At 42.3% G+C, this 21,252-nt stretch carries 27 protein-coding genes and 1 pseudogene; 26 read left to right on the top strand and 2 right to left on the bottom strand.

The window, feature by feature from the left end; translation table 11 throughout:
• Nucleotides 1-11 precede the first annotated feature (11 nt).
• From NYE45_RS11690 to NYE45_RS11720, 7 genes are all read left to right on the top strand, one after another.
• Nucleotides 12-458: a GNAT family N-acetyltransferase gene (locus tag NYE45_RS11690; protein ID WP_340016733.1), complete on the top strand. Its 447-nt coding sequence runs from the start codon at nt 12-14 to the stop codon at nt 456-458.
• 82 nt (nt 459-540) lie between these two features.
• On the top strand, nt 541-825 hold the full coding sequence (locus NYE45_RS11695; protein WP_340016734.1) for a hypothetical protein: 285 nt from the start codon (nt 541-543) through the stop codon (nt 823-825).
• Between the two features lie 38 nt (nt 826-863).
• Nucleotides 864-1,400 (top strand): GNAT family protein, encoded by a 537-nt coding sequence (locus NYE45_RS11700; RefSeq protein ID WP_340016735.1) that lies wholly within the window; start codon nt 864-866, stop codon nt 1,398-1,400.
• Nucleotides 1,401-1,482: 82 nt separating this feature from the next.
• Nucleotides 1,483-2,013 carry an AAA family ATPase gene (locus NYE45_RS11705; RefSeq protein ID WP_340016736.1) on the top strand — a complete coding sequence of 177 codons (531 nt, stop codon included), beginning with the start codon at nt 1,483-1,485 and terminating at the stop codon, nt 2,011-2,013.
• Between the two features lie 32 nt (nt 2,014-2,045).
• On the top strand, nt 2,046-2,396 hold the full coding sequence (locus tag NYE45_RS11710) for a DUF952 domain-containing protein (RefSeq protein ID WP_340016737.1): 351 nt from the start codon (nt 2,046-2,048) through the stop codon (nt 2,394-2,396).
• Nucleotides 2,397-2,470: 74 nt separating this feature from the next.
• A complete protein-coding gene (locus tag NYE45_RS11715; protein ID WP_340016738.1) occupies nt 2,471-2,956 on the top strand; it encodes an N-acetyltransferase family protein in 486 nt (161 codons plus the stop codon).
• A gap of 12 nt (nt 2,957-2,968) precedes the next feature.
• Nucleotides 2,969-3,499 (top strand): AAA family ATPase, encoded by a 531-nt coding sequence (locus tag NYE45_RS11720; protein WP_340016739.1) that lies wholly within the window; start codon nt 2,969-2,971, stop codon nt 3,497-3,499.
• Nucleotides 3,500-3,607: 108 nt separating this feature from the next.
• Here the strand turns inward: NYE45_RS11720 and NYE45_RS11725 are convergent, their stop codons facing one another.
• Nucleotides 3,608-4,195 (bottom strand): SMI1/KNR4 family protein, encoded by a 588-nt coding sequence (locus NYE45_RS11725; RefSeq protein WP_340016740.1) that lies wholly within the window; start codon nt 4,193-4,195, stop codon nt 3,608-3,610.
• 448 nt (nt 4,196-4,643) lie between these two features.
• Between NYE45_RS11725 and NYE45_RS11730 the strand changes: the two genes are divergently transcribed.
• The 16 genes and pseudogenes from NYE45_RS11730 (at nt 4,644) to NYE45_RS11805 (ending at nt 14,885) form a co-directional block, all read left to right on the top strand.
• Nucleotides 4,644-5,000, top strand: a complete 357-nt coding sequence (locus NYE45_RS11730) for an NIPSNAP family protein (RefSeq protein ID WP_340016741.1) — start codon at nt 4,644-4,646, stop codon at nt 4,998-5,000.
• Nucleotides 4,997-5,521, top strand: a complete 525-nt coding sequence (locus tag NYE45_RS11735; protein ID WP_340016742.1) for a GNAT family N-acetyltransferase — start codon at nt 4,997-4,999, stop codon at nt 5,519-5,521. The genes NYE45_RS11730 and NYE45_RS11735 overlap by 4 nt, the downstream gene beginning before the upstream one ends.
• A gap of 2 nt (nt 5,522-5,523) precedes the next feature.
• Entirely contained in the window at nt 5,524-6,066 is a 543-nt protein-coding gene (locus tag NYE45_RS11740; RefSeq protein ID WP_340016743.1) for a GNAT family protein, read from the top strand.
• On the top strand, nt 6,063-6,632 hold the full coding sequence (locus tag NYE45_RS11745; RefSeq protein ID WP_340016744.1) for a hypothetical protein: 570 nt from the start codon (nt 6,063-6,065) through the stop codon (nt 6,630-6,632). Before NYE45_RS11740 ends, NYE45_RS11745 begins: the two co-directional genes overlap by 4 nt.
• Nucleotides 6,629-7,087 carry a GNAT family N-acetyltransferase gene (locus NYE45_RS11750; RefSeq protein WP_340016745.1) on the top strand — a complete coding sequence of 153 codons (459 nt, stop codon included), beginning with the start codon at nt 6,629-6,631 and terminating at the stop codon, nt 7,085-7,087. Before NYE45_RS11745 ends, NYE45_RS11750 begins: the two co-directional genes overlap by 4 nt.
• 95 nt (nt 7,088-7,182) lie before the next feature.
• A pseudogene (locus tag NYE45_RS11755) lies at nt 7,183-7,658 on the top strand (GNAT family N-acetyltransferase).
• A gap of 103 nt (nt 7,659-7,761) precedes the next feature.
• Complete coding sequence (locus NYE45_RS11760; RefSeq protein WP_340017355.1) at nt 7,762-8,574, top strand: serine hydrolase; 813 nt, start codon at nt 7,762-7,764, stop codon at nt 8,572-8,574.
• A 20-nt stretch (nt 8,575-8,594) separates the two neighbouring features.
• Nucleotides 8,595-9,062, top strand: coding sequence for an NUDIX domain-containing protein (locus NYE45_RS11765; protein ID WP_340016746.1), 468 nt, complete (start codon nt 8,595-8,597; stop codon nt 9,060-9,062).
• 361 nt (nt 9,063-9,423) lie between these two features.
• Entirely contained in the window at nt 9,424-9,957 is a 534-nt protein-coding gene (locus tag NYE45_RS11770) for a GNAT family N-acetyltransferase (RefSeq protein ID WP_340016747.1), read from the top strand.
• Nucleotides 9,954-10,589 carry a hypothetical protein gene (locus NYE45_RS11775; protein WP_340016748.1) on the top strand — a complete coding sequence of 212 codons (636 nt, stop codon included), beginning with the start codon at nt 9,954-9,956 and terminating at the stop codon, nt 10,587-10,589. The genes NYE45_RS11770 and NYE45_RS11775 overlap by 4 nt, the downstream gene beginning before the upstream one ends.
• 81 nt (nt 10,590-10,670) lie before the next feature.
• On the top strand, nt 10,671-10,826 hold the full coding sequence (locus NYE45_RS11780; RefSeq protein WP_340016749.1) for a hypothetical protein: 156 nt from the start codon (nt 10,671-10,673) through the stop codon (nt 10,824-10,826).
• Between the two features lie 17 nt (nt 10,827-10,843).
• Nucleotides 10,844-11,260, top strand: coding sequence for a hypothetical protein (locus tag NYE45_RS11785; RefSeq protein ID WP_175623673.1), 417 nt, complete (start codon nt 10,844-10,846; stop codon nt 11,258-11,260).
• A 207-nt stretch (nt 11,261-11,467) separates the two neighbouring features.
• Nucleotides 11,468-12,655, top strand: coding sequence for a glycoside hydrolase family 5 protein (locus NYE45_RS11790; RefSeq protein WP_340016750.1), 1,188 nt, complete (start codon nt 11,468-11,470; stop codon nt 12,653-12,655).
• Between the two features lie 203 nt (nt 12,656-12,858).
• Nucleotides 12,859-13,398 carry a GNAT family protein gene (locus tag NYE45_RS11795; protein ID WP_340016751.1) on the top strand — a complete coding sequence of 180 codons (540 nt, stop codon included), beginning with the start codon at nt 12,859-12,861 and terminating at the stop codon, nt 13,396-13,398.
• 245 nt (nt 13,399-13,643) lie between these two features.
• Nucleotides 13,644-14,444: an aminoglycoside phosphotransferase family protein gene (locus tag NYE45_RS11800; RefSeq protein WP_340016752.1), complete on the top strand. Its 801-nt coding sequence runs from the start codon at nt 13,644-13,646 to the stop codon at nt 14,442-14,444.
• A gap of 18 nt (nt 14,445-14,462) precedes the next feature.
• Entirely contained in the window at nt 14,463-14,885 is a 423-nt protein-coding gene (locus tag NYE45_RS11805; protein ID WP_340016753.1) for a DUF1801 domain-containing protein, read from the top strand.
• 204 nt (nt 14,886-15,089) lie between these two features.
• On the opposite strand, the gene NYE45_RS11810 is transcribed toward NYE45_RS11805, so the two are convergent.
• Nucleotides 15,090-17,354: an FAD-dependent oxidoreductase gene (locus tag NYE45_RS11810; protein WP_340016754.1), complete on the bottom strand. Its 2,265-nt coding sequence runs from the start codon at nt 17,352-17,354 to the stop codon at nt 15,090-15,092.
• Nucleotides 17,355-17,499: 145 nt separating this feature from the next.
• On the opposite strand from NYE45_RS11810, the gene NYE45_RS11815 reads away from it, so the two are divergent.
• The 3 genes from NYE45_RS11815 to NYE45_RS11825 all read left to right on the top strand — a co-directional run bounded on the left by NYE45_RS11815 (nt 17,500) and on the right by NYE45_RS11825 (nt 21,223).
• Nucleotides 17,500-18,267, top strand: coding sequence for a helix-turn-helix domain-containing protein (locus tag NYE45_RS11815; protein ID WP_340016755.1), 768 nt, complete (start codon nt 17,500-17,502; stop codon nt 18,265-18,267).
• A 212-nt stretch (nt 18,268-18,479) separates the two neighbouring features.
• Nucleotides 18,480-20,300, top strand: a complete 1,821-nt coding sequence (locus NYE45_RS11820) for a histidine kinase (RefSeq protein WP_340016756.1) — start codon at nt 18,480-18,482, stop codon at nt 20,298-20,300.
• 71 nt (nt 20,301-20,371) lie between these two features.
• Nucleotides 20,372-21,223, top strand: a complete 852-nt coding sequence (locus NYE45_RS11825) for a helix-turn-helix domain-containing protein (protein WP_340016757.1) — start codon at nt 20,372-20,374, stop codon at nt 21,221-21,223.
• The last annotated feature ends 29 nt before the right edge of the window (nt 21,224-21,252 follow it).

Below are 21,252 nucleotides of genomic sequence, written 5' to 3' on the forward strand. Positions count from 1 at the left end.
AATTTCAAACAATGATTCATTTAAAAAGATTGTCTGTGGATAACTGGTATGCTTGCACTCAACTAAATGTAACTGAAGAACAGAAGAAAAGTTTTCCCGTGCCAGTGGTATATTGGATTGCTGAAACCAAGGTCGTGACAGACTTTCGCCCCATGGCCATCTATTTCTTTTCCGATCTGGTTGGTTTTGCTGTGTACTCCGATAAGCCGGATCATGAGGATAACTATTGGCTTCTTGCTTTAATGATAGATACAAAATATCAGGGCAGAGGTTATGGAAGAGAAGCGCTGAGGAAGTTAATTGATCTAATGAAAGAATCGCTGAATTGCAAACGAATCATGATTGGACATAGGCCGGAAAATGGTATAGCAGGGAGGCTATATGAATCACTTGGTTTTCACAGAGTAAATGATGGACTAATCGATGGCGAAGTCGTTTGGTTTCTAAGCTGCAAGTAGAGCCAAAACACACGCGATTTGGATCGTAGAGAGGTTGATTGTCCTGAAGCATTTACAAATCATTTTCTCATTAGTATATATTATGTTAGGAATTGTGATTATTACGATCTCAAAAATAATTGAAGAGGTGATTCCAAAATTAGGCTATGCGGCATTTCAGTCAGCGGCAGCTGGCAGTTATACTCCGATTGATTATCAAGTGGATTTTGAACTTAATTATTGGATTGGGGCGATATGTATTCTGGGTGGGGTCGTCTGCTTAATTAGTAAAATGAATGTTGTCCGAAACTACATTCGTGAAATGAATTTAAGAAACAGAGCGTTTGATGAAGCTCATAATTATGATGATACAAGAGGACAGAAGTAGTATATGATATAACATAAAAAAGGAAGGGGCAGATATACATGATTACATTCCAATACTTTGAACCGGAAGATTTTGATCAACTGATCGAATGGAGTGGGGATGAAGCGTTTCTGCTCCAGTGGGCCGGGCCTCAGTTTCATTATCCACTTTCCAGGGAACAACTATCTGATTATTTGGATGGTGCGAATGATAAGAACACTTCGAATAAGTTCATATATAAAGTGGTGGATGAATCGACTCAGGAGATTGTGGGCCATATTACTCTGGGTGGTATCGATCGATATAATCGTTCAGGGCGCATTGGTAAGGTGCTCCTTGGCAAGCCATATCAGGGTAAAGGGTATGGGAAGCAAATGATCGATGAGGCACTACGAATTGGATTTGAAGAGGAAGGCATGCATCGGATCAGTCTGGGCGTTTTTGATTTTAATGCATCAGCCATCCGATGTTATGAGAAAGCGGGCTTTGTACAAGAAGGACTTATTCGCGATGCTAGAAGATATGAAGATACATTCTGGAATCTAATCGAGATGAGCATTTTAGAAGATGAATGGAGAAGAATAAACGCCACTTAATGCAGAAGGAGCATACCTATGCGAGTAAAATCTCGACTCCAGGGTTGTGCTCTTTTGTAACATTTAGATTGGGAGTGATGAAATGATCATCATGATTAACGGAGCATTTGGTTCCGGAAAAACTTCGGCAGCAGAAGCACTTCAGCCCTTAGTTGCCAACAGTATGATCTATGATCCTGAAGAAATAGGTTATATGCTCAGAAAACTTCTTCCGGAGAATTGTAGAGAGGAGAGGGAACGGACGGATGATTTTCAAGATATCGAACTGTGGAGAATTCTAACCGTAAAGACAGCTAAGGAAGTAAAGCAGAAATACAACAAACACTTAATCATCCCCATGACCATCTATAAAGAGGAAAACTTTCATTACATCTATAGCGGGTTTAAAGAGATCGATCAGGACATTCATCATTTTTGCCTAACGGCTACAGAAGAGACAATTTATCATCGGTTGGCTAAACGTGGAGATGAATATGGAGGCTGGCAGTATCAACAAGCACCAAAGTGTATTGAGGCTTTTAAGAATGAACAATTTCAAACTCACATTGCTACAGATCATCTGGAGACCATTGAAATCATAGATATTATATTGAAGAAGGTCCTATCTAAGTAAATACCATTTGTTTTTAATAGGAGGGTTTTATGATGATGATTGTACATGTACTCTTAAGAAAAGAATGGGAAGATGCTTTGATCAATGGGGTATACAGAGCAACGTCTTTAGAAAAGGAAGGTTTCATTCATTGCTCACCCGTGGATAAGATTGTAGCTGTGGCTAATTATAATTACCATGGGACAAAGGGGTTAGTATTACTTGGCTTGGATGCATCTAAAATAAAATCCAAAGTTGTATGGGAAGATCTGTATAATGAAGGCAGGGAATATCCTCATATTTACGGTGAGTTAAACCTAGACGCGGTAGTTCATACATATGATTTTGAGCCTAATGAAGAAGGGAGATTTTCGCTACCTCCTGATTTAGAGAGAATGCAGTGAGTTCGGATCTCTTAGATAGACGCTGATACATTTGAAGAAAATGAACAGAAGAGGATGGATGGTAATTGACGATAGTGACTTTTGAAGAAGTAACCGAGCAGCACCTCCCTGAAATTAGAGCTATTTATAACTATTATGTATTGAATACAACGATTTCGTTTCATACGGAAGAATTAGATCTTGATCAGATTAAAACCTCTGTGATGAACAAGGATACGCGTTATAAAACTTACGTAATCCTTGAAAACAATCTAATGATGGGCTATGTACTGATCACCCAATATAAGAGTAAACAGGCATATGATATTTGCGGAGAAGTCACCATATATCTAAAGCCCGACATTTTGGGAAAAGGCTTGGGGAAACAAGCATTAAGTTTTATTGAGAAGGTTGCAAAAGAACAAGGATTCCATACGTTAATTGCGACGATTTGCATGGAGAATACCAGAAGTAAATCATTATTCGAGAGAAATGGATATGAGCAATGTGCTCTATTTAAAGAGATCGGATATAAATTTGATAGAAAACTGGATATTGGAAGTTTCCAAAAGATCTTGTAAGGAGAATAGGAAATGAGTACAAACCTTTATATTATATCTGGTCCCGCTGGAGTAGGGAAATCTACAACTTCAAAGCTGCTGGTTCAGACTTTAGAAAAAAGTGCATACATTTCTGGAGATGCGGTTAGTCACTTTCCAGTTAAAGGGCGAGGTAAACCTTGGCTTGATAAGGATACACACGACTTAAATTGGAAAAACATAGCCAGTATAGTGAAAAATCTATTGGATTATGGATACGATGTAGTTTTGGACTATGTAGCTTTTCCGGAAGACGTTAATGGATTATTAACAGAATTAGCAGACTATAATGTGCGCATAATTTATGTTGTACTCATGGTTGATCGTCAAACCATTATTCGTAGAGATCGCTTGAGAGCAGAAGAGTATCAAATGAAAGAAAGAAGTGTAATTCTGCTTGATGAGTTTGAAAATAATCTGGATGTGAAAGTAGATAACAAGCTGTATACTAATCATTTCACAGAAGAACAACTACCTGAAATAGTAAGTGAAATTATAAATAACGAAAAATATCGATTGAAATAATCCGTACCTCGTCACTTTGCATGATTGATTGTAAAAGAGACAGCGAAAAAGCTGTCTCTTTATTCATCTAAACCAATTTATGTTTAACTTTATACAAACCTACTGAAGTTACTCTTCTTCGTTTAGAAAAGCAAAACTACTGTCAACAAGCCCCTGTAAATACTCGTCAAAGCTGTTTGCAATCACTACGTATTCGTCAGGATCGTGCAAAAAGCGAACGATTTGACCACGTACACCTTCATCAGTAGGGTTAAAATCAATATAAAGTCTGGATGTTCCACCATTATTCATACAGTCTGAAAAGTGAATGTATTTTTCTGGAAGAAGCCCTTCACGATTGATCTTAGAGTCAACGGCATCCTCTTCACCTTCGTATTCTAAAAGATAAGAGACGTCTTCTTCATTTTTTGAACTTTCGAGCATTTGTTGGGTAGAGAGTAAGTAATATGGATATCTACCTTCTCCAACATCTGAGCCTAGAATACAAACCGTAATTTCTTTATCTCCGTACTTCCTCCAATATGTACCATCAATATTTTCAAGTAAACCGATGAGTGATTCTGGACAATTTGGATATTTTGATCTTAATGTAGTTATATCTTCTTGTGTAGCACCGCTCGCTGTATTTAGTTCTTCAAGTTCTTCTGTTGATAATGATGCTCTCAATCCATTTAAAAATTTGTTCACCAAATCCATTATGTTGACCTCCCAGTCATAAAATATAAAGCAATTATACGCAGATAAAGTAAAAGTACTTCGTTGGTATGAAAAATCTTTCTCATTACAATATGTTCTGTATCCTAAGATCAGTTTATCATTTTTCTCTAGTTTATTGGCAACTACAAGGTTTAATTTTAGGTCTGGTGATAAAGGTGTATGGGATTAACTGCTAAGGTTGGATAGACCCTCCCATGCTTTCGTAGTACAATTATGTAAGTAATTGGAATGCTTAGTTTTATAGTAACGATATAGAGGAGCGGAATACATTGTCATTACATATGCTGCACGACAATTTTAATAAATAAGATAGGCGTTTTATTTGGATTCTACTCACTAGCTCAACAACCAGGATGTGAGTGAATGAAAATCTTCTATAATATTTGAAAATTAATGAATACGATTACATCATATGAGGGGGAAGATCATGATATATCGGAGAATAACCTATATTATTGCGACTTCTTTTGTAGAAGAGTTGAACGCTCTATTTAATGATATTTTGCTGACATCACAGTTAAAATACGGATCAAGACTTATTGGGAGATGGCACACACCAATCGACGATGAAACCAGCGAAATTTTTGCGATGTGGGAATACGATACCCTTGAACAATACGAAGAGATTGAGAAAAAGATAAAATCAGATACAGAACACGTAAAGCGAGTTCAAGCCCGTTTTGATCAGATTGGAAGACATCGGTATAAAGAAGTAATTCGTGACGAGAAAAGGCAAGCGTTTTTCACATCGACAGTAGATCGCGAACAAACGATTTTGAAGTGAATACAAAAGGAGCTGAGAGAATGATGGAGACAGAACGACTTATGTTTCGGAAATATACCAAAAATGATTTTGATTTACTTTTTGAGATGACAAGTGAACCGAATATGATGAAGTTTATAAGACATGGAGGACCCTGGACGAAGGAAGAAACCATGCAAAGTCTAGAAAAGTTCATTAACTGGAATAAAGACGATAAGGGGCTGTTCCTCGCATTCAATAAAGAGAATAACAAGCTAATTGGTACCTCTGGACTCATTCCTCAAATCATTGAAGGCACGGATGAGCTTGAAGTCGGTTATTGGGTTGTAGAGCAACATTGGGGAATGGGTTACGGATACGAACAAGCAAAAGCATGGAAAGAATACGGTATGGATCACTTGAAACAGAGACGATTAATATCGTTAATTCAACATGGCAATGTGGGCTCTATGAAAGTCGCGCAAAAGAATGGCATGAAACACGAGAAGGATGTAGACATCATAGGGAAAAATGTAGCAGTTTACTCGATTGAGGTGAAGTGAATATGACTCCATATCCTGAACTAGAAACCAAAAGATTGCTGCTAAGAGAGATTAGACAGAGTGATTCCCAAGACATATTTCATATTTTTTCTTCAGATGAAGTTACAAGATTCTACGATGTAGAAACTTTTACGAATACGAAGCAAGCAGAAGATCTCATACAAAGGTGGAAAGAACGATTCGAAAATGGTCAGGTCATTCGCTGGGGAATCGCTTTGAAGTCGGACGGTAGAGTTATTGGAACATGCGGATTTCATGGTTGGTTGAAACAACATCATAAAGCTGTGCTGGGATATGAGTTAGCACCGGAGTTTTGGCGACAGGGTTATATGACCGAGGTTGCTCAGAAAATCGTTGAATATGGATTTAATAACCTTGAATTAAACAGGATTGAAGCCTTTGTAGAGCCGGAGAACACGGGATCAAGAGAATTGCTTAAGAAAATTGGTTTTAGTGAAGAAGGCATATTAAAAGAGAATTATTATTGGAAAGACCGATTTGTTGATAATGTCCTCTATGCATTTTTGAAGAAAGATTATGTATGAAAATACGAATTATTGGATCTTGCGGTAGTGGGAAATCAACATTAGCCAAAGAATTATCGGATAAATACGGTATTCCTTCTTATGAATTAGACAATCTCATCTGGGACAGAAGTGCCGAAAATCTGAGATATCCTGAAAGTGTTAGGGATGACTCGATCCAATCTATTGTCAGTACAGAGGCTTGGATCATAGAAGGAGTGCAGTGCAAAGATTGGACAATTAAGTCCATCCAGGAAGCAGATTTGATTTTTGTATTAAATCCAAATGTTTTCATCAGAGATTATCGAATTATAAAGAGGTTTGTATTGTCCAGAATGGGCTTGCAACCGTGGAATTACAAGCAGTCCTTCAAGAACTTATGCAAGATGATTGTGAAATGGAACCATCAATATAATATAGAAGAAGTTATATGTACAATTAACGAAAACCATAAGACTGCAACAATTACAAAGAATAAAAAACAAGTAATACAGTTGATTGAACATCATTTGGAAGTGGTTGTAAGTGAAATTGAAAAGAACGTTAGAATCAAACAAGGATTGTTGAAAGAGGAGATACAGTGGTGAATATAAAGATACAACCAGTCACACGAGAGAATTGGGAAAAGGCGCTGAAAATCTCTTTGTATGAACACCAAGCGTCATTAGTTCCGTCCGTTATTGAGGGGATCGCTTACGCCTATATAAAACCGTGGGATGAAGCATTTGATCCTTACATACTTGAGATCGATGGGAAGGTATTTGGTTTCTTTTATCTAAGTTATACTCCAGATAGTACAGATAATTACTGGATTGGTGGTTTTCAAATCGATAAATCCGATCAAGGTAAAGGAATGGGTAAGCGTGCTATAAGAGCCATTTTAGATTACATCACGAAAAAGCATCCGTTATGCAAGGTTATTTCATTAACGGTTGAACGGGATAACGAAATAGCACAAAATTTGTATAAGAGCATGTCCTTCATTAGTGAGAATAGAACCAATTCAGATGATGAAGTGATCTACAGGTTGGCAATAGAATGAAGACTCAGCATTATATCTATATGAAGAAGGTTATAGAGCATTTGGTAAGATAGATGAATATCTGGCTGAACAAAACAAAACTAGGAAGTGATAAGATGATTAGTTTGAGAAAAATTACGCTGGATAATCGTCGTGCCATATTTAATCTGGAGGTCTCGGATGATCAACGGCAATTCGTGGCCTCCAATCTGTCGAGTGTAGCCTCATGTTATGTTCTTTCGCAAAATGGAGGTCATCCATTTCCTTTTGCTATATATATGGAAGATCAACCGGTAGGATTTGTGATGATTACCTATGGCATTACCGGATATGATCTACCCTCTATCGCAGATAGTAGTTATTGCATTCTGAGACTAATGATTGATCATCAATATCAGAACCGCGGATATGGACGACAAGCTATGGTAGAAATTTTGGAATATATTCGTACATACCCAGCTGGACCTGCACAATATTGCTGGATTTCCTATAGTCCCGAAAATGTCAGTGCGAGAAATTATATGAAAGCTTTGGTTTCGTAGACAACGGCGAAATCTGTCATGATGAGTTAATAACCGTATTGGAGCTTTAAATCATAGGAGAAGGGAGTCTTTTATATCACTGAATTTTATGATCTCGAAAGAGAGATAAAACGAAATAAAGCGGAGAGCTGCATCATATACCGAGAAAACTCAATTCAATATGAATATTATCGAAATCGAAAAACGAAAGAAAAACAACATAAAGTGAATTCAATTACAAAAAGTGTGCTCTCCGCATTGATGGGAATCGCTATACAGCAGGGTTACATTGAGAATGAGGATGTTCCAATTGCGTATTATTTTAACGATCTGGATGACAGCAAAAAGGGGATTACGATTAAGCATCTATTAACGATGTCCTCGGGCTTGCACTATCCGGGGAATGAAGCGATGATTCCATCTAAGAATTGGACAAAATTTGTTCTTGAACAATCTGTTGAATTCGAACCAGGAATCCAAATGAAATATAGTTGCGGAAGTTCTCATATACTTAGCGCCATATTACAGAAGGCGACTGGTATGAACACTTCGGAATTTGCAAAAAAGAACTTATTTGCACCTCTAGGTATTAACGATTTCCATTGGTATCAGGATACACAAGGGATTGCCATAGGTGGTTTTGGTTTGCGAATGAAAATTGAAGATATGCTAAAGTTTGGAATGTTATACGCTCAGAATGGGAAGTGGAATTCTAAACAACTCATCTCTGCTGACTGGATTGCTAGAAGTGTAAGTCCTTCTCTTACTTCCGAAACCTTATATAGCTACCACTGGCGCATAATGAAAAACATCAAGGAAGAAGGTGCTAAAAATAAAACGTTTTATGCTATGGGTATGGGCGGTGGACGAGGGCAATATATCTTTGTTAACCAAGAGCGAGGATTGGTTGCGGTATTCACAACGATTATATCCGATGATAACTTGTTACCACTTCACTGGTTTAAAAATTATATTCTGAAAGAATAGTTGTTTATGGGAGAGATAACATGGGCCACTGGTTTGATCTAGATGAACTTGATTCAGAGTTAATAAAATTTGCAGTTATGATCGCGAAGTACAACAATAAATTCATCATCATAAAAAATAGGAAAAGAGGAGGTTGGGAGATCCCAGGAGGCAACAAAGAAATAGGGGAAACCATTGTACACACTGCTAGCAGAGAACTCTATGAAGAGACAGGCGCAGTGCGTTTTGAATTAACACCTTATGGAGTATATGAATGGAATGGGAGCTTTGGTATGGTCTTTTATGCTGAGGTTAAATTGCTCGAGAGCTTACCGGAGTCGGAAATTGATGAAATAAAGCTTGTGGATGTATTACCTAAAGGGATGAACTTCGGAGATATGTTTTATCAGTTCTCGGACAGATGGAGTGGACTTGAGAACCATGAGCTTAAGAAGTACAACATCGAAATAAATGTTTCGAATGAGTTACCTTTAATTAAAATAAGCTAGTTTTAGTTGGAGGAGAACTCTGTCTTGGAACTATAGGAGATGAAAAAAAACTGGTGGATAAGAAGAAGGGACTCATCAAGTCACTAGTACTTTTATTGCTTTTAGTTTTGTTGTGGAATTCCTTTCGAACTTCAATTTTTGAAGCAGTTACTGTTCAAAAAATTAGTGAGAATGAGATGATTGTAATTAATTTTGATAACATTGAAAGAACAATAACCGTTCCAATGGATATGTCAAAATTAATTGAAGAGAACAAGGAATACACTATTTTGTACGATAAAAGAGTTTTTGATAAATACAGACTTCGATCCATAAAACCATAGAATTTTAGATGTATTGGAAAGGGTGGGGAGCAACGACCATGATAACGTATAGAACGTTGACCCTTGATGATGTGAACCAGTTGCAGGAAATAGATCGTTCCGAACATATTGATCTCATATATGAAATGAGAGAGAACGAATTGGTAGAGCTAAAACAAGATCATCAGTGCTCAAACTGGGATGCAAAGCTGTTGGAGGAAATTCAAAATCGATATGTCTATGAACTAGAACAAGGCGGCATGGCGTATGGCGCTTTTGCTGAGGATCGATTAATTGGATTCGGGGTGCTGGCACATCAATACAGAGGCAGAGAACGTAATCAATTACAAATTGACTTGATGTATGTCTCTCAGGCGTACAGAAGACAAGGTATTGGAAAACGTATTCTGAACCAGTTAAGTGAAGAGGCCAAGAAACGTGGAGCGCAGTATCTGTATATTTCCTCCACAGAGACGAGATCGGCGGTATCCTTTTACAGAAGCCAGGGCAGTCAGATTGCAAGCGAGATTGATCAAGAACTCTATGACAAAGAGCCGAAAGATATACACATGATAAAGGAGCTGGGCACATGACAACGGTTGGCATACTCGGAACCATTCATAATCCAGAACTCAGGGAGCGATATCATTGTTCCCTTTCCCTGTACAAGGATGTGATTCAAGAGTTTAAGCCAGATATTATTTGCGGTGAAGTTCATCCACAGAGCTGGTTGAGGTATCTGAAGGACAAAAATGATAGAGGATACTGGGGAGAACCGGCCAGTGAGTATTGGGAGTTAATATTCCCTTTGTGCGAGGTGCAGAACATCACATTTGTCCCTATTGATTGGTTTGAATTGGATGTGTGGAATGCTTTTGATCCATTTAACGGCTATTCGAGCGTGGAACGCAAAGAACTTGAACAACGGGATAATCATTGGTTTGCTGAACAAATGGAGACGTATAGGTTCGGCGAGATTCCTTTTAATTCAAATGAGTTCGATAGCGCAACCAAACAAAAATATGAATGGTTGTATCAGGTAAATCCGAAGGCCCAGAACTTTCGCTGGGTTGTACGTAATCAGATTATGATTCAAAGAGTCAAAAATACAGTTGAAGCTCATCCAGGAAAAAGAATCCTCTGTATCATTGGAGCCGATCACAATTACATCTTCCAAGAAGAGCTGCTGAAAGAACCTGTTGAATTACTGTATCCATTACGGTGAACAAACCGTTGGTAGAATTGCAAATGAAACTTATGATTTAAGGAGATTCCTACTTATTTTGTGATGGGTAAATATGATTATATGACTACTGCGAATGCTGCACGTGATTATTTTGACGTGTTGGATGCACCGATCAAAGATTTCATTGTATTCAATGAGTCTGCGCATTACCCACAGTTTGAGGAGAAAGAAAAATTCGTACACTGGTTACAGGAGTTATTCTTAAAAGATGCCTAGAGAGGAGCAAGATCCTATTGTTAAGCCCATTCATTGAGCTTGAAGAAGAGAGTGATGAGAGTTACCGGTGCTATGTTCTGCAAAATGCAGTGCAAATATTTAAACATTCCATACAGGAGGAGGATTTAAACGATGTCCGAATATATGTGTCCACGAATACACAGTTAGATTCAATTACTAATAAAATAGAAGACTATGTTAAATGGTTTTCAACTTGTGAGACAGTCTTTCAAAAATATTATGAGAATGAACTTCATGAAAAGGTACATAAGGACTGGTTTAATGAAATTGAAGTGTACCGTGTAGATATAACATTTAACAGCATAGCGGATTACGGCGCAACAATATCTTGTGGAGACAATATCCTGCAAGATCACATCATGATTGTTGATTTTAATAGAGAACAAATCCAAGCAATCCACTTAAATGGATAGATGGAGTAATTTGTAATAAAAAGTGAAAATAAACACGAAATATATCGCTTTATTTTCCATATATGTGTTATTATGTTGGTGGTAGACGAAAAATTCATTTGTTTGATCGATAGGAAGGGAGGCACGAGTTCTCGAATCATTCAATCTGTATTGATAGATTAACTGTACTGCTTGTTAAAAAATAATAGAATAAGCGGAGGTATGGGTATGTTCAAAAAATGGAAGAAGTTTGGCATCAGCAGCTTGGCGCTAGTATTACTGGCTACGGTGGCCTTTACCGGATGGAGCACTAAAGCATCAGCAGCGGACGCTTCGCAAATCGTGTCTGAGATGGGTGCAGGATGGAATCTGGGCAACCAGCTGGAAGCAGCGGTGAACGGTACACCGAATGAGACAGCTTGGGGCAATCCTACGGTAACTCCAGAGTTAATCAAAAAAGTGAAAGCTGCTGGCTTCAAGTCCATTCGTATTCCAGTCTCCTATTTGAATAACATTGGAAGCGCTCCCAACTATACAATCAATGCGGCATGGCTGAATCGAATTCAGCAAGTCGTGGATTATGCGTACAATGAAGGTCTGTATGTCATCATCAATATTCATGGCGATGGATACAATTCCGTACAAGGTGGATGGCTGCTCGTGAATGGTGGCAATCAGACTGCCATCAAGGAAAAGTATAAAAAGGTGTGGCAACAGATTGCCACCAAGTTCAGCAACTACAATGACCGTCTGATTTTTGAATCCATGAACGAAGTATTCGATGGCAACTATGGTAATCCGAACTCGGCGTATTACGCCAACCTGAATGCCTACAACCAGATTTTTGTGGATACAGTTCGTCAAACTGGAGGAAACAACAATGCCAGATGGTTGCTGATTCCGGGCTGGAATACCAATATTGACTTCACCGTTGGTAATTATGGCTTTGTTCTCCCAACAGATAATTTCAGATCCTCGGCAATTCCTAGTTCGCAGAAGAGAATCATGATCTCGGCACACTACTACTCTCCGTGGGATTTCGCTGGTGAGGAAAATGGAAATATCACACAATGGGGCGCAACGGCTACGAATCCTGCCAAAAAGTCTACTTGGGGACAAGAGGATTATCTGGAATCACAGTTCAAGTCCATGTACGATAAGTTTGTGACTCAAGGCTATCCTGTGGTGATTGGTGAATTCGGTTCGATTGATAAAACGTCGTACGATTCAACCAACAATGTATATCGCGCTGCTTACGCCAAAGCAGTTACAGCAAAAGCCAAGAAATACAAAATGGTTCCTGTGTATTGGGACAACGGGCATAACGGTCAACATGGATTCGCTTTGTTTAACCGTTCAAACAATACTGTGACGCAGCAAAACATCATTAATGCGATCATGCAAGGCCTTCAATAATTTCCTATTTATCTGTATCCGTGAAAACGGCGTGTTCCTGCAAAAGGGACATGCCGTTTTTTGTGCGACGGGATGTGAAGATGAACAACATTTACCAATGCATTTTACATAAGCCATATACAGAATTCATTAAATCCCACACTACCTTTTATATACTTAATTTGCTTGATATAGCGGACTAAAAGGACTAGGTGGTAGACAGAATGTTAAAAAAACGTGATTTGCAGGAATGCCATTCACTGTACAGCTTAATGATGGACCCCGCAGTTTCTCCTTACGTTCGTTATGCATGCCAATCGTATGAAGAATATCTATTCCTGACCAAACAATTGATGGCCGAAGAAGAACAAAAGACGGTGATTTCCCGAACGATTTTGAATGAAACAGGCCAACCTATTGGTACGATTGATCTGTATCATATCGAGCATCAAACCGGTTTCTTAGCCACATGGATTGGATCACCGTATTTTGGTAATGGTTACAGCCAAAGAGCGAAATCAGCCTTTTTCGTTGAGCTGTTTCTGGAACATGACATTAAAACGGTATTTATGAAGATTCGTAAGCAAAATATAAGGTCCAGAAAAGCGGTAGAAAAACTGCCATATGTGAAGTTAGCCAATGATGTGTATCCAGATGTATATCAATTCATCAATGCCAAGGAGCAGCTCTATGATCTGTATCATGTAGAACGGTCAGCCTTTTTCGAAAATAGTATGGATCTGCACCATGTAGTAGCTACCTAACCTGTTCAGAGAGCGTACAACAGCGCCGTCAGTGATGACGACGCTATTTGCTATGATGAAATGGGATGAGATTCGTTGATATAAATGCAGGAATATGGAATAGTGAACCGAAAGACATTAAGTAGATAACCTCATAAATAGTGGACGGATAATAAAAGAAGGCGTGACATGAACAATATTAACAAGATTTGTTATAAGAAAAATCGTAATCACGCCCATACCAAAGAAGTTTAACTTTAGGAGGGATGAGATTGTCTGAACATGAGGAAGAATTTAAGGGAGGTAATGTGAATCAGGTTGTCAGAATAGGTGAGACGGTTCGCCGGCATGCCAAACCAAATCCATATGTGCATGAACTGCTTTTACATCTCGAAAAAGTTGGTTACGACCATGCTCCTCGATTTCTGGGAATAGATGAACAGGGGAGAGAGGTACTTTCTTACCTCGAAGGAATCGTTCCAGGCAATGACTACCCTGAGATCGAAGAGTATATGTGGTCAGACGCAACTTTGATCCAAATCGCTAAACTGTTGAGAAGTTACCATGATGCAACCGTTGGATTTACAACAACATCAGAGTCAATGAACAGATATCCAGGCATAACAGAAGATGAAGTTGTATGTCATAACGATTTTGCGCCGTATAATATGGTGTACAAGGGTGGACGTCCTCAAGGGATTATTGATTTTGATATGGCAGGTCCGGGTCCGCGAATGTGGGATATCGCTTATGCCTTGTATACATCCGTTCCCCTCGCAGATTTTTCACCAGAGATGGATGGAAAAGGTGTTGTACCTTACACTAGCCATGCGCACGGAACTGTTCGAAAAGAACGCATTGCATTATTCATGACTACGTACGGGCTGAGTGTGTCAGCAGATTTGAAGGAATGGGTCATATCCCGTATCCGTTTTATGTGTAAAACACTGACTGATCGTGCGGCTGCGGGGGAACTCGCTTTTATAAAAATGATAAAAGAAGGTCATCTGGCACACTATGAGAAAGAGCTTATCTTTCTGGGAAAGCATTTCGATGACTGGACCTAATGAAGGAGTGATGCTTCAATGTACAAACTTAAAACAACCATAACAGACCAAAGTGTCATTGAATTTATTGAACAGGTTGAGAATCCAAAGAAACGTGAGGACGCCTATCAATTATTGGATATTTTCACGGAGACGACAGGTTATGATGCAAAAATGTGGGGACCGAGTATTATCGGATTCGGTGCATACCATTACAAATATGAATCGGGCCACGAAGGGGATGCACCTCTGGTGGGCTTCTCGCCACGAAAAGCAAAGATTAGTTTATATTTTGCCACAGGGGATAGCGAGCGAGAAGATCTATTAAAGGACTTTGGAAAACATACGACAGGAAAAGCGTGTGTGTACATCAACAAGATAGCAGACATCGATGTGGATGTGTTGAAAGCGCTAGTGGTACAGTCTGTCCGGTTTCTCAAAGAAACCTATCCGGATCAATAGAATAACTCGACAAGCTTTCTACACACACTGAATAACTTGAGAAAAGAGACCGCGTCTCTCTTCGCCATCACATATGTGATTAATGTTTAAACAGGCTGTCTTGCAGGTTAAGACAACCTGTTTTCTTTGCATTCTGATCTCATCCATCGTATATATTGACCAGTGCCAGGATCAGCTATCAAAAAAGGATACGCTAAAATCCTCCTACCGTGTAGCTTCCCCATACGCTCGAATCTCGATTAACTCCGCGTACCTGCTGCCATTGGTGGCATCAATGCTTACCCTAAGCGCCTGTACATCCACAGGTATATCCAGGGAATGAATGATTTTTCTTCTGCGGTTTTCCGTTACACGTACAATCTCGATCCATTCCCCAGACCCACTCAATACTTCCACCCGATAATCGCGCACAAGTTCAGGCATGACGCGGAACGTTGTGCGATGATGATGCAAATTAACCAGGTCCTCGTTCACATCATCGTTGAACGTCAAGTGCAGTTCAGCAAAGGTCTGTGGCTCTTTCCATGTCAGTTGCACCCATTCCGACTTGCCAGACTGCATCGGCTGCGACATCCACTGCTGCGGTCCGCCGAAAGGGCGGTGATAACCGTTGATCGTATTGTCCGCTGAATAGGCCATGGTCTCGGAGAGAGTACGACAGCAGAATGGCTGACGCGCCAACCCTTGCATGGACCATAAGACGACAGGCTGATCCGTGGCATGATCCTCCAGATTTTTGGACACATGATTCTCTTCTGTTCTGAAGAAGATCAGCACCCCGCTTTGTGCTTCTATCGAATGGTAGAGAGAGACCGCTTTATTGGAGCGGATGATAATAAAAGCATTCTGCGGTTCTTCCGGTCGCCATTCGAGCGGAAGCTTCACCCACTGCGCAGTTCCTGTTGTAACGTTAACAGTCGCCGTAACTTGTAACGAATGCGGGACGTAGTTCTCCTTACGCCCCGTATCCCACAGCTCTACCGTCAGCGCGGTATCGCTGGATGCATCCAGCAGCAGCTCCAGACCACTGAGCAGTGGATGCACAGGCAGCAGCAGGGCAACATCCGTACCCAGCGGGTACGTCTCGCCAGGCTGCTCCAGAGCGATGCCCGTCAGCGTGCTGGAGGCTGTAGCCTTGGCACGCCGGGCCAGATCCAGCTCATCGTGGCTGCGCACCCCGATGATGGATGCGTCCTGCCGCAGCAACGTCTGCTGCAGCAACGCAAGATGCCTCGCGTGCAGCTCGCGCGGCGACACCCCCATGGCCGCGCAGAGCGCCGCGCCCGTACCTGCGGCTTCGCCGATGACCGCGCATGTCGCCATGACGCGGGTCGTGCCGAAGGCGACATGCGAAGCGCTGATGTCGCGTCCGGCCATGAGCATATTCCGCACATTCGCGGAATACAACGAGCGGAACGGCACGTGATAGACGCCATCGGCATGCATATGCTTCGAGCCGCTCGCTTCGGCGTACATGCCCTGCGGGGGATGCAGGTCAATGGACCAGCCGCCAAAGGCAACGGCATCCGGGAACTCCCGCTGGCTAATAATATCGTTCTGGGTGAGCACATAGTCACCCGTAAAGCGGCGGTACTCCCTTTTGCCAGGCAGCGAACCGATCCACTCCAGCGTCATATGGTCGGCTTCGAATTTGCCGGAGTTCTTGATATAGTCCCAGATCCCGTAGATCACGGACCACAGTTCATCACGGATCAGCTCATTGTCATGAACGGTGTCATGCTCACCGCCCCATTCAATCCACCAGTAATGACAGCCGGAATCCCCGCTGCGAATGACCCGGCGAATCGGAATGCTCGTCTGCGTGATATCCTTGGCAAAAGAGGGTGGGATATAACGGACAGGTGCGCCCATATCCTTGGTATAAAAGAGGAGCGTACTGCCCAGCGTGATCTGATCGGCCACCTCCGGCGCCCATTCTTCACCATATTCGCTGCGGGCTTCCCGGCCGAGTGCAAACTTGGCACCTGCCAGAAAGCCAACCAGTCCATCGCCCGTACAGTCCAGATAGATCTGACTCTCGAATCGAATTTTGCGTTCAGAGCCCATCATCCATCCGGTAACGGAGGTAATCATGCGCTCATCTCCATCCCCGGTGGCCTCGACTTCGTGGACATCGGTATTCAGGTACAGAGTGATGTTGGATTCAGCTCGAACGGCTTCCAGAATGACCAAGTCCCAGAGATAAGGATTGCCCTCCGGATTACGATACTGATTCTCTACAAACAGTTCCCCCATGATGCCCGTCTCGCGGGCATAGCGATTAATGCCGTGGGCGGTAGCGCCACAGACCCACACGCGTACTTCGCTGCTGGAATTGCCGCCGAGTACGGGGCGATTCTGCACCAACGCGACTTGTTGGCCCAGTCGTGCCGCAGATATAGCCGCGCATACGCCAGCAAGGCCACCCCCGATGACGGTGATACCCGGTTTAACGAGTTCGTGTTTCATAAGAACACCTCTCTCATTGAATGTAAAGGAGCCTAAGCTCTTATTTCATATCTATAATTTCATATTAGTTCTATATATTTACTTTTCAAATACACTATATTATCATCGAGCATATACTTTATTTCACAACAAAGGCAGGTGTGTCATGGACCTCCTTAACCACATCTACTGGAAGAAGAAAGCTGCATTTGCTCTGGCAGAAGATATCTACGACGCTTGGGTGGTCTTTGCTGTTGAAGAGGGCGTATTCCGTTACGAGATTGGGGGGCAGACCGGAGAGGCGGGTTTCGCTGATCTGGTGTTGTGTCCACCCCACGTGCCTTTTCGCAGAGAGACGATAACCCCGCTGACGTTTCACTATATGCAGTTCCGTTGTGACGCCGCAGAGGATGAGTGTCTCCTACCGCCAATTGGAAAATCGCAGATTAATGATACGAAGCGGTTAGCTTCAACATATGCTTATCTGCGTCAGGCGAGAGAGGAGAACGATGCGGTTACAACAGGATGGAAGACCCATTTATTGATGGATTTGTGGCAATTGTATCAATGGGAGCGCAGACAGAGCAGGCTAATGGAACGAAAGTTTACCGAAGATGCTCTCATGTCTGAAGCGGCTGTTTTGTTGGAGGAGTGGGCAGGAGAGGCGGTCAGTCTCCGAGCATTGGCCGAGCGCTTGGCTTTGAGTCCAGTTCAGTTCACCCGAAGGTTCCGGGAGGCCTTTCAAGAAACACCATCCGATTATCTGAAAGCGATCCGTCTCAAAAAGGCAAAAGCTTTGCTGGCAGATAGCGGTCTGACCCTTGCACAGATTGCTGAGAGATGTGGATATGAGAACGGATTTTATCTGAGCCGCGTATTTTCGTCCACCATAGGAATCAGTCCCTCGGAGTATCGGAGAAGACATCAAGTATGAGGTAAAGCGTCTCGTCCATCTAGCCATCCATTCATTCACTCACTCATTCATCCATTTATTTCTTTCTTTACACCAATAGAACATATCTGTGCATTTCACATGAAAGCAGGCAACGAATATCACAAATCCATGCAAATCATTCGACCCCGGCTGTAAATGGCAGGCAGGTGCTATAATGGGGTCATTAATTGTAGGGGAGCGAGCGCAAAGGAATGAAGAAGCCAAATTGGAAGAGTTGGTTGCCACAGCGGCTCAGGTACCGTCTGTTCGGTGCATTTGTGGTGTTAATTCTCTTGCCGTTCAGTGCATTGAATGTCTACAATTATCAGCAGATTGAATCCTTGGTCGAGCAGAAAATCAGTGAACAGAGTCATGAGCAGCTGGTGCAGATGTACCGCTCTCTGGAGGATCAGATGAGTATCGCCTTCAAAACGCTCATTTTTCTGGAACAGGATTCTGCGGTAAGAAGTGTGCTCACCTCCCCGGACAATCGTACTCAGCTTGAGAACAAGTCGTTGGTGGAAGAAAAGTTCAAGATGATCAACAACAGTTTCTTTCTATATAATCCTTCGGTGTACTTTACCTTGCTGGATTTTCATGATAGCGTTTACACTTCGTATTTGCCGAAAAAAGCACTGGCGTATGGCCCCTATCTGGAGCAATTCCGCGAGCGTCTTGGAGAAATAACGATGCCAAAAGGTGGTGCAGATTCGCACCCGCTTCAACCGGAAGAACTTTTCTATCGCTGGGATGCACGGGATACCAACCATGTGCTCAGGGAGTTATCCTCCAGCCCGTACCTGTTGTCACTGTATGCCTACATGAAAGATAGCGGCGGCAAGCGGTACGGACTGGCTCGGATCAGCATTGATTACTCCTACTGGTTCCAAACGATGCTGAAGGATTCACAGAGTAACCGGGAGTACTTTCTGATTACAGGTAGCGGAGAGACCATCGCCCGTTCATCCAAAACAGCGGCGCTTTCCCCGGAGGTTACCCGTGAAATAGCTCTTCATCCGGCACAGGCTTATCTGACTGATCCTGCCTCGGATACGCTGATTAACTACGTGTACATTGAATCACTGGACTGGTATATGGTGAATCGCATTCCACTTTCTATTCTGTTTACAGAGATATCTGAGCTTAAGCAGCGTTACTTTCTGACCTTTTTTGGTTTCACAGGCGCATTTGTGCTGATGGCTTTTATGATCTCGGCGACGTTTACGCGCCCTTTGTCGCATCTACAGAAACAGATGAAGGATGTCGTCCGCAAAAACCTCAAGATTCGTATTCCTGAGGGCCACAGCCGTGGAGAAGTACTGGAACTGACACGTACGTTTAATACGATGCTGGAAGATGCCAATCAGATGATCAACAGACTCAAGGCGGAGGAACGCCAGAAGGAAGCGGTACATTTTCATATGCTCCTCGCCCAGATGAATCCGCACTTTCTCCTGAATACATTGAATACAATGAAATGGAGTGCGATCCGCAGCGGGAATGAGGAGATATCCGAGATGTGTGTTTCCTTGGGCAAATTACTGGAGGTCAGCCTGAATTCACAGGTCGAATTGGTATACCTGAAGGATGAGATCGAGCTGGTTCAAGCCTACCTTCATATCCAGCGGATTCGTTACCGCGATAGCTTCGAGGTAACTTGTGAATTTGACGACAAGCTGGAGTACGCGCTGGTGCCCAAGCTGAGCTTGCAGCCACTCGTGGAGAACGCCATTCACCACGGTGTTGGACCACAGGAGCAGCTTGGTCAGATCCGTATCAGCATATATAGGCAAGACACAGGAACACTGATGCTGGAGGTGGCAGACAACGGAATCGGAATGGAGGAATCCCGGCGTCAGCAGGTAACCCGGACGCGTCCGGGGATCGGTCTGTCCAACCTCAGGGAACGATTGCGGTTATTGTTCAAAGGTCAAAGTAAACTTGAAATAATGGATAATCAACCAGGGACATTAGTAAGGTTCAGCATTCCTTTTTTATTGTCGACGCCTTACGTACAGAAGCGGTCTGACTAGGGCGTGTCTGAAAACTAAGAAGCGCGAGTTTTGAGACACGTTCCGGACGACTGGAGAGGGGAATCTGGAACATGTGGAAGGTACTACTTGTAGAAGATGAGGTATTCGTACGAGAATCGGTGCGAGAAATTATTTCCTGGGAGGAGCTGGGCTTCACGGTCATCGGAGAATCCGGTAATGGGACCGAAGCGCTGGCGATGATCATACAGGATACACCGGATCTGGTGCTGACCGATATTGTCATGCCGGGTATGGACGGTCTGGAATTACTCAAACAGACCCGTCAGGCGGGGCTGAAGACCAAATTTGTGATGCTCACCTGTATGGGAGAGTTCGAATATGTACGCCGTGCGATGGAATATGGGGCTTCGAATTATATTCTGAAGCTGTCCATGAGTGTGAATTCACTGCGTGATACACTACGTAAAGTAAGTGCGGAACTGGGAGCTTCGGCTGAAGCCCGGACAGAGACAGATCATCATGAAGTGTCGACTTCCCCACCGGTTCTCACATCAACGCCTGATTCGCCTACTTCACTGACGGTCTCTTCTGCGCCCCCGACTGAGACGGATCTTCTGTTCACACCTGTTCGTGAGCCGGTTGTGAAGCATCCAGAGATTAGTAAAATTATAGAGTACATCGGACAGCATTATGATCAAGACATTACCGTCAAATCCATGTCACGATATGTGATGATGGGCGAGAATTATGTGAGTGCTTTGTTTAAAAAGAAAACTGGTCATACCCTCATTCACTACCTGCACGGGGTACGGATGGAGAAAGCCGCTGAATACTTGCGCGAGACGGATCTTCCTGTACAGGAGATTGGTTACCGGGTAGGGTTCGGAAGTGATAATTATTTCATCAAAATATTCAAGCGTTGGACCGGTTGCACGCCCAGCCAGTATCGCCATCGCTCGTGACTCACAGGATGAGTAGAAGGAATATGTGT

It is taken from the genome of Paenibacillus sp. FSL K6-1318, from assembly GCF_037976905.1.
Taxonomy (GTDB): domain Bacteria; phylum Bacillota; class Bacilli; order Paenibacillales; family Paenibacillaceae; genus Paenibacillus; species Paenibacillus amylolyticus_A.

Bases quoted from the DNA above. Each gene is read 5' to 3' on its own strand.
- NYE45_RS11720 (WP_340016739.1), top strand. From the start codon at position 2,969: ATGAGTACAAACCTTTATATTATATCTGGTCCCGCTGGAGTAGGGAAA.
- NYE45_RS11745 (WP_340016744.1), top strand. From the start codon at position 6,063: ATGAAAATACGAATTATTGGATCTTGCGGTAGTGGGAAATCAACATTA.
- NYE45_RS11740 (WP_340016743.1), top strand. From the start codon at position 5,524: ATGACTCCATATCCTGAACTAGAAACCAAAAGATTGCTGCTAAGAGAG.
- NYE45_RS11805 (WP_340016753.1), top strand. From the start codon at position 14,463: ATGTACAAACTTAAAACAACCATAACAGACCAAAGTGTCATTGAATTT.
- NYE45_RS11790 (WP_340016750.1), top strand. From the start codon at position 11,468: ATGTTCAAAAAATGGAAGAAGTTTGGCATCAGCAGCTTGGCGCTAGTA.
- NYE45_RS11800 (WP_340016752.1), top strand. From the start codon at position 13,644: ATGAGATTGTCTGAACATGAGGAAGAATTTAAGGGAGGTAATGTGAAT.
- NYE45_RS11690 (WP_340016733.1), top strand. From the start codon at position 12: ATGATTCATTTAAAAAGATTGTCTGTGGATAACTGGTATGCTTGCACT.
- NYE45_RS11765 (WP_340016746.1), top strand. From the start codon at position 8,595: ATGGGCCACTGGTTTGATCTAGATGAACTTGATTCAGAGTTAATAAAA.
- NYE45_RS11820 (WP_340016756.1), top strand. From the start codon at position 18,480: ATGAAGAAGCCAAATTGGAAGAGTTGGTTGCCACAGCGGCTCAGGTAC.
- NYE45_RS11825 (WP_340016757.1), top strand. From the start codon at position 20,372: ATGTGGAAGGTACTACTTGTAGAAGATGAGGTATTCGTACGAGAATCG.
- NYE45_RS11710 (WP_340016737.1), top strand. From the start codon at position 2,046: ATGATGATTGTACATGTACTCTTAAGAAAAGAATGGGAAGATGCTTTG.
- NYE45_RS11795 (WP_340016751.1), top strand. From the start codon at position 12,859: ATGTTAAAAAAACGTGATTTGCAGGAATGCCATTCACTGTACAGCTTA.
- NYE45_RS11810 (WP_340016754.1), bottom strand. From the start codon at position 17,354: ATGAAACACGAACTCGTTAAACCGGGTATCACCGTCATCGGGGGTGGC.
- NYE45_RS11695 (WP_340016734.1), top strand. From the start codon at position 541: ATGTTAGGAATTGTGATTATTACGATCTCAAAAATAATTGAAGAGGTG.
- NYE45_RS11775 (WP_340016748.1), top strand. From the start codon at position 9,954: ATGACAACGGTTGGCATACTCGGAACCATTCATAATCCAGAACTCAGG.
- NYE45_RS11730 (WP_340016741.1), top strand. From the start codon at position 4,644: ATGATATATCGGAGAATAACCTATATTATTGCGACTTCTTTTGTAGAA.
- NYE45_RS11700 (WP_340016735.1), top strand. From the start codon at position 864: ATGATTACATTCCAATACTTTGAACCGGAAGATTTTGATCAACTGATC.
- NYE45_RS11770 (WP_340016747.1), top strand. From the start codon at position 9,424: ATGATAACGTATAGAACGTTGACCCTTGATGATGTGAACCAGTTGCAG.
- NYE45_RS11780 (WP_340016749.1), top strand. From the start codon at position 10,671: ATGACTACTGCGAATGCTGCACGTGATTATTTTGACGTGTTGGATGCA.
- NYE45_RS11705 (WP_340016736.1), top strand. From the start codon at position 1,483: ATGATCATCATGATTAACGGAGCATTTGGTTCCGGAAAAACTTCGGCA.
- NYE45_RS11725 (WP_340016740.1), bottom strand. From the start codon at position 4,195: ATGGATTTGGTGAACAAATTTTTAAATGGATTGAGAGCATCATTATCA.
- NYE45_RS11815 (WP_340016755.1), top strand. From the start codon at position 17,500: ATGGACCTCCTTAACCACATCTACTGGAAGAAGAAAGCTGCATTTGCT.